This window comes from Chimaeribacter coloradensis, from assembly GCF_002858715.1.
Classification (GTDB): Bacteria; Pseudomonadota; Gammaproteobacteria; order Enterobacterales; family Enterobacteriaceae; genus Chimaeribacter; species Chimaeribacter coloradensis.
In genome coordinates this window covers 26,063-33,276 of the sequence record NZ_PJZH01000034.1, presented here as the reverse complement: position 1 = coordinate 33,276, position 7,214 = coordinate 26,063, and the positions used below count along the sequence as shown (strand labels likewise).

General features: G+C 65.7%; 5 protein-coding genes. 1 reads left to right on the top strand and 4 read right to left on the bottom strand.

What is annotated here, in order from left to right; all coding sequences use genetic code 11:
- From CYR32_RS19375 to ssuD, 4 genes are all read right to left on the bottom strand, one after another.
- Positions 1–1,109 (bottom strand): LLM class flavin-dependent oxidoreductase (locus tag CYR32_RS19375; protein WP_101826764.1); only part of this gene is annotated, 1,109 nt, incomplete at its 3' end.
- 93 nt (positions 1,110–1,202) lie between these two features.
- Positions 1,203–2,606 carry an FAD/NAD(P)-binding protein gene (locus tag CYR32_RS19370; RefSeq protein WP_101826762.1) on the bottom strand — a complete coding sequence of 468 codons (1,404 nt, stop codon included), beginning with the start codon at positions 2,604–2,606 and terminating at the stop codon, positions 1,203–1,205.
- The gene (gene sfnG / locus CYR32_RS19365) at positions 2,599–3,705 is read right to left on the bottom strand and encodes a dimethylsulfone monooxygenase SfnG (protein WP_101826761.1); all 1,107 of its coding nucleotides are present in this window, start codon (positions 3,703–3,705) and stop codon (positions 2,599–2,601) included. The genes CYR32_RS19370 and sfnG overlap by 8 nt, the downstream gene beginning before the upstream one ends.
- A gap of 50 nt (positions 3,706–3,755) precedes the next feature.
- Positions 3,756–4,913 (bottom strand): FMNH2-dependent alkanesulfonate monooxygenase, encoded by a 1,158-nt coding sequence (ssuD, locus tag CYR32_RS19360; RefSeq protein ID WP_101826760.1) that lies wholly within the window; start codon positions 4,911–4,913, stop codon positions 3,756–3,758.
- A 274-nt stretch (positions 4,914–5,187) separates the two neighbouring features.
- Here ssuD and CYR32_RS19355 point away from each other — a divergent pair, with 274 nt between their 5' ends.
- A complete protein-coding gene (locus CYR32_RS19355; protein WP_101826759.1) occupies positions 5,188–7,092 on the top strand; it encodes a sigma-54-dependent Fis family transcriptional regulator in 1,905 nt (634 codons plus the stop codon).
- Positions 7,093–7,214: the final 122 nt, after the last annotated feature.

The following is a 7,214-nucleotide window of genomic DNA, read 5'->3' as shown; positions in this document are numbered from 1 at the left end:
CAAAATCCGCCGATGCCGACCCAGTCCGCCAGCGCCTGCACCGTCCACTGGCGGTTGGGATCAGCCGTCGAGAAGGTCTCCACCGCAGACTGGATGGCGTTGGTGTGCAGGTGTTTCAGCACCTGGTCCGGCGCATACTGGCCGAAATCGATGCCCGTCCAGCCGGAGATCAGCGCCAGCGCGCCCTCATAGCTGACGTAGGATTTGTACTCCTGCCATTTGGCCTGCGCCTGTTTGTCCGTTTCGCCGACAATCACCGTTTGCAGGTTGAAGATCAGCACACTGCGCGGGTCGCGTCCCGCTTCGGCGGCGCGGCGGCGGATGTCCGCCACCGTCTTCTTCAGCAGCACTTTAGACGGCGCAGCCACAAACACACACTCGGCATGTTCGGCGGCAAACTGCTTGCCGCGGCTCGACGCCCCGGCCTGATAGAGCACCGGCGTGCGCTGCGGCGAGGGTTCGCACAGGTGCATCCCCGGCACCTGAAAGAAGGTGCCCTGATGGTTAATCGGGTGGATTTTGCCCGGGTCGCTGAAGAGGCGGCGTTCGCGGTCACGCAGCACCGCGCCCTCTTCCCAGCTTCCTTCCAGCAGCTTGTAGACCACCTGCAAATATTCATCGGCATAGTCGTAGCGCGCATCGTGGTCGCTCTGCGCCGAATGGCCGAGGTTGCGTGCGCCGCTCTCCAGGTAGGAGGTGACGATGTTCCAGCCGATGCGCCCTTTGGTGAGGTGATCGAGCGTGGAGAGGCGGCGGGCGAAGGGGTACGGGTGCTCAAACGACAGCGAGGCGGTAAGGCCGAAGCCGAGGTGCTCCGTCACCAGCGCCATCGGGGTGATCAGCGCCAGCGGGTCGTTTACCGGCACCTGCGTCGCCTGGCGGATGGCGGCCTCGCCGCTGCCGTTGAGCACGTCATACACGCCGAGCACATCGGCGATAAACAGGCCGTCGAACTTGCCGCGCTCCAGCAGGCGCGCCAGATCGGTCCAGTAGGCCAGATCCTTATACTCCCAGGAGCGGTCGCGCGGGTGCGCCCACAGCCCGGGGGACTGGTGGCCGACACAGTTCATGTCGAAAGCATTAAGGCGGATTTCACGTTTTCCAGGCACGGTCGGTTGCTGAGACATAACATTCTCCAAAAGGCACCCGCCGGGCCGGTTGGCCCGCACGGGCAGGGGGTCAGTAAAGGGGGAAATCAGGGATCAGCGTGACGCGGGACATCGCCCGCCGGTGTGCAGGTTATGCAGCAGGCGGCGGGCCACCGCCTCGGCATGTTCGGCCACCTGCGGCAGCCCCATCAGCTCGCCGAAGCGGCCGCGTGCCGCCGGGCCGGCCACCAGCAGGCGCGGGTTGGCCTCGCCCTGCCGGTTCAGGGTTTCAGCATGGCCGTTTACCAGAATGCCGAGGCCGAGGGGATCGGCCTGTAACACGCCCTGGCGCTCAAGCTGGTGCAGCAGCGGCTGGCTCTCCAGCAGCGCGCCGTGCGCCGGGCCGGTGGTGACGATCACCCGGTCAACCTGATGTTGCTGCGTGCCGCCGTGGCGCAGTTGCAGGGAGAGCGTGACGGCGTCACCGTGCGGTGCGAGGTGCTGCAACCGCGCGGCCAGCACCTGCAACCGCCCTTCGGCCTGCGCGTTGCCGATGGCGGCGGCCACCTGCGGCGCGATGCGGTAGCGGTGAACATCCCACCACGGGCGCAGGTGGCGCAAAAACTGTTTCTGATCCTTGAGCGACAGCGACGGCCAGATCTGCTGGCCACGCGCGCGCACCTCGTCCAGCACCGCCTGCCAGCTGACGCCCAGCTCCGCCGCCGCGGCGATCTCCTGCCGGGTACGCCGCAGCCAGCCGCGCAGGGAGAGCTGCGGCAGCGTGGCCGGCAGGAACGGCCAGGGTGCATAGTCGCCGCGTGCATTGGGGCGTGGCAGCAGGCCGCGGCGCGAGAAGGCGATCAACGGGCCGCGGTGGCCGCGCCGGTGCAGCGAGGCCACCACATCCGCCATGCTCAGGCCGGTACCGATAACCGCCACCCGCTCCCGTTCACCAATGGCGTCCAGCGCGCCGGGCAGCCACGGGTCAGCAATCAGCGCCGGGCTGTTGCCCAGCGCGTGCGCCACGGAGCCGGGCAGCGCGGGCGGCGGGTGGCTGATGGCCAGCACCACCGCTTCGGCGCGCAGTTCAATGCCGCCGGCGGTCTCCACGGTGCAGCCGTGCAGGCGCGTCGCCCGGTCACGCAGATGGCGCAGCGTCGAAGGCGTGGTGGCCGCCGCCTCAAAGAATTTCTCCGCCACAAAGCGGCCAAACGCGGCGCGCTGCGGGTAGAGTTTGCCGTCTTCCCAGTGCGCGGCCGGGTCATCGGCGAAGGCGGGGCTGCTTTGGTACCAGCGCTCAAACTCCCCCTGCTCCGCCGCGGAGAGGAACATCCGCCCGGCCGGCACATTGATGCGGTGCGCCGGGTCCTGCGCCGAATAGGCGACGCCGTGGCCGGGCAGCGGGCGCGGCTCCACCAGCGTGATCGCCAGCCCCTCCGGGCTGAGGCGCGCCAGATGGATCGCCAGCGCCGTACCGGTGAAGCCGCCGCCGATGATCACCACCCGCGGCTTAGCCATGCTCCGCCACCGCCTGCTGCTGTTGCTCCAGCGCCCGCACCAGAGGCAGCACTTCCCGGCCGAAGTACTCCACCTCCTCCTGAAAATGCAGGAAGCCAAGCAGCATCAGATCCGTACCGGCATTTTTATAGGCGATGATGCGCTCCGCGATCTGCTGCGGCGTGCCGATCAGGTTGGTTTTGAACCCGTCGTTGTATTGCACCAGATCCTCCAGCGTTGAGGCCGCCCAGTTGCCCTCGCCCTCCGGCGAGGCGCGCCCGGCATTCTGCACCTCATGGTGGAAGCCCTGCACCGCCGCCGGATCGGCGTGCGCCAGAATCGTGTGCAGCACCTGTTGCGCCTCCTGCTCACTGTCACGGGCGATGACAAACCCATTGACCCCAATCTTCACCTGATGGCCGTTCTCCCGGGCTTTGGCCTGGATGTCGTCGATCTGGCGGCGGATATTCTCCACGCTGTTGCCGTTGGTGAAGTACCAGTCCGAGACCCGGGCCGCCATGTCCCGTGCCGCCCGCGAACTGCCGCCCTGGAAAATTTCCGGCAACGGGTCGAGCGGTTTGGGTTTCATCACATAGTCGCGGTAGCGGTAGAAATCCCCGGCGAAGGTAAAGCTCTCCTGTTGCCAGATCCCCCGCAGGCAGCGGATAAACTCCTCGGAGCGCAGGTAACGCTCTTCGTGGTCGAGCCAGGGTTCGCCTATCGCCTTGAACTCGCCGCGGAACCAGCCGCTGACAATGTTCACCGCAATACGCGCCTGGCTGAGGTGGCTGATGGTGGCGATCTGTTTGGCCGCCAGCGTCGGGTGCCAGGGGCCGGGCAGCAATGCGGCGATCACTTTCAGCCGCGTCGTTGCGCCCAGCAGCGCCTGGGAAAAGGCCACCGACTCGTGCTGGTTATCCGCCCCGTAACCGGCGGTAAAGCGGATCTGGGTCAGGGCGTAATCAAACCCCGCGCGTTCGGCGATCTGCGCCAGGGTACGGTTGTACTCCGCATCCCAGCCGGTGCGCTGCGGGATCTTACTGACCACCAGCCCGCCGGAGACATTCGGCACCCAGTAGGCAAACTGGATAGGGGCAGTACGGTTCGGTTGCTCAGGCATCACATGCTCCTTTGAAGGCAGAGGGAACGGGCGACAGTCCGCCCGGAAACCTATTTTCCCGGTCGCTTATCGCCGCCGATGGTTTCCCCAAACGGCCCGGTGTTCACGGTGCGCGCCCGCGGCTGGGCGGCACTGTCCAGCGGCAGCAGCGGCATCACCAGCTCGGCAAAACGGTGCGCCTCTTCCAGGTGCGGGTAACCAGAGAGGATGAAGTTCTCGATCCCCAGCGCCTGATATTCGCGGATGCGCTCGGCCACCTGCTCCGGGCTGCCCACCAGCGCGGTGCCCGCGCCGCCGCGCACCAGCCCGACGCCCGCCCAGAGGTTCGGGCCGATGCGCAGGCCGTCACGCGAGCCTTGATGCAATGCGCTCATGCGCGCCTGCCCGGTGGAGTCCATGCGGGCGAAGATCTTCTGCGCCGCGGCGATGGTCTCTTCATCCACATGGGCGATCAGGCGGTCGGCGGCGGCCCATGCCTCCTCTTCCGTCTCCCGCACAATCACATGCAGGCGGATGCCGTAACTCAGGGTGCGGCCGCGCGCCTCTGCCCGCTGGCGCACCACCGCAATCTTCTCGGCCACCTGCTCTACCGGCTCGCCCCAGGTCAGGTAGCTGTCAATCTGCCCGGCAGCGACGTCGATCGCTTCCGGTGAAGAGCCGCCGAAGTAGAGCGGCGGGCCGTTCTCCTGCACCGGCGGGAAGAGGATCTCCGCCCCTTCGACGTGGATGTGCTTGCCTTCGAAGTCCACTTTTTCGCCTTTGAGCAGACGGGAGTAGACGTTCAGGAACTCTTCCGTGACTTCATAACGTTCAGTATGGCTCAGGAAAATGCCGTCGCCTTTGTTCTCCACCGGGTCGCCGCCGGTCACCACGTTAATCAGCAAACGCCCTTCGGAGAGCCGGTCCAGCGTCGCGGCCATGCGCGCCGCCAGGCTGGGTGGTTGCAAACCGGGGCGCACCGCCACCAGGTAACGCAGCCGCCGGGTGATCGGGGCCAGCGCCGAGGCCACCAGCCAGGAGTCCTCGCAGCTTTTGCCGGTCGGGATCAGCACGCCGTAGTAGCCGAGGTTATCCGCGGCCAGCGCAACCTGTTGTAAATACTGTAAATCAACCGGGCGACCGCCTTGCGTGGTGCCCAGATAGCGGCCGTCACCGTGGGTCGGTAAAAACCAGAAAACTTTGATTGTCCCGTCTGCTGCCTGGCTCATATGTGATTCCTATATAACGTTATCTGTTATTTATCGAATGAATATCCGAGTTTGGTTATAAAAGAGAAAGCAGAATGCGTGCCAATTCCGCATCAATAATTTATTTATGATTTTCAACGCGTTGTGGAAGCCGGCAACTCTCCGCGTTGTTGCAAATGCAACAACCGGCCTGCGCAGGCTGTTGCATTTGCAACGCCGGTGGCCTCTGCCCCTCTCGTCCGGCGCGTTGCAGTGGGATAAGCTTTTCCCACCCTTGCCGTCAGGAGTTCACACCATGCCAAGCCCGCTGCCTTATGCCGCCGATCACCCGGTGCTGATCGACCCCGCCTCTGTGGCGTTCCAGAGCCTGCTTGACCAGCTGGCCCCCACCGATGCCACCGTGCTGATTGTGGGCGAAACCGGCACCGGCAAAGAGGTGGTGGCGCGCTATCTGCATCACCACAGCGCGCGGCGTCAGCAACCTTTTCTGGCGGTAAACTGCGGCGCATTGAGCGAAAGCCTGGCGGAAGCGGAGCTGTTCGGGCATGAGAAGGGGGCGTTTACCGGCGCGGATCAGCGGCAGCAGGGCTGGTTTGAGGCAGCAGAAGGCGGCACCCTGCTGCTGGATGAGATCGGCGAGCTGAGCCTGTCGCTTCAGGTCAAGCTGCTGCGGGTGTTGCAGGAGCGTGAGATTACCCGCGTCGGCTCCCGCCAGCCGGTGCGCATCAACGTGCGGGTGATTGCCGCCACCCATGTCGATCTGGCGCAGGCGATCCGCGAGAAACGGTTCCGGGAGGATCTCTACTACCGGCTGAACGTGGCGGCGGTGACCCTGCCGCCGCTGCGCCAGCGCCGTGAGGATATTCCGGTGTTGGCGGCACATTTCCTCAAGCTGTATGCCCGCCGCCTCGGCCGCCCGCAGATGCAGCTCTCACCGGAAGCGCTGGAGACGCTGCGCGGCTACAGCTGGCCGGGCAACGTGCGCGAGCTGGAAAACACCCTGCATAATGCGGTGCTGCTGAATAAAGAGCGCGAGATTACCCCGCGCCAGCTGCGGCTGAACCAGGAAGCGCCCGCGCCGGACAGTGCCGATGACGGGCTGGAGGGGTTCATCCGCCAGCAATTGGCCGGCGGCACCCCGCAACTCTTGCCGCGTATGGTGAATGCGCTGGTGCGCCACGCGCTGGCGGCCAGCGACGGCAACCAGATGCAGGCGGCAGCGCTGCTCGGCATCAGCCGCCACAGTTTGCGCACCCACCTTGCCAATATGGGGGTGATCAAAGGGCGCAATAAGCCTGCCCACCCGGCTCTCACCCCGCCCCGCCCGCCCGCCGGGCGCGAGCTGCGCATCGGCTACCAGAAGTTCGGCAACCTCGGCATCCTTAAAGCGCGGCAAAGCCTGGAGACGCTGTTCGCCCAGCATGACGTCTCGGTGCTGTGGAGCGAGTTCCCGGCCGGGCCGCAACTGTTGCAGGCGTTGCAGAATAATGAGATCGACTTCGGCACCACCGGCGAAGTGCCGCCGATTTTCGCCCAGGCTGACGGCAGCCCGCTGGTCTATGTGGCCTACGACCCGCCCGCCCCGCAAAGCGTGGCGATGGTGGTGGCGGCCCACAGCCCGGTGCGCACCCTGGCTGACCTGCGCGGCAAGCGGATCATGGTGAACAAAGGGTCGAACGTGCACTACCTGCTGGTGCAGATGCTGGATGAAGAGGGGTTAACGCTGGAGGATGTGCGCATTGTTTACGCGCCGCCGAAATACCCGCTGGCCCCCAGCGACTACCACGCCGCCGACGCCTGGATGATGTGGGACCCGCTGCTCAGCGACGCCGAGCGCAGCGGCACCCTGCGGGTGATTGCCGACGGCCGGGACCGGGTGCTGAACCAGCAGTTTTATCTGGCACGGCGCGACTACGCGGCCCGCTCCGCCGACATCCTCCAGCCGCTGCTGCACGCCCTGCAACAGACCGGCCACTACATCGACACCGAACGGGCGCAGGCCGCCCGCCACCTCGCCGGTGAACTCGGCCTGCCCTCACCCGCCCTGGAGCAGGCGCTGGCCCGCCGCCGCCACCGCACCCAACTGATGGACAACCAGGTGATCCGCGACCAGCAAACCATTGCCGACCGCTTCTACGCCCTCGGCCTGCTGCCCCGCCCGATCCACGTGCGCGACGCGATTTGGCAACCGGGCGGGTAAGCCGGGATTATCACCCTCATGCCCCCACACATTGCCCTGCAACCCAACAGGTTTTTCAGAAAATCTATGAAAAATCTGTCAGGGCAATTTTCCTATAACCCTTCCCCCGCATTCCCCTCGCC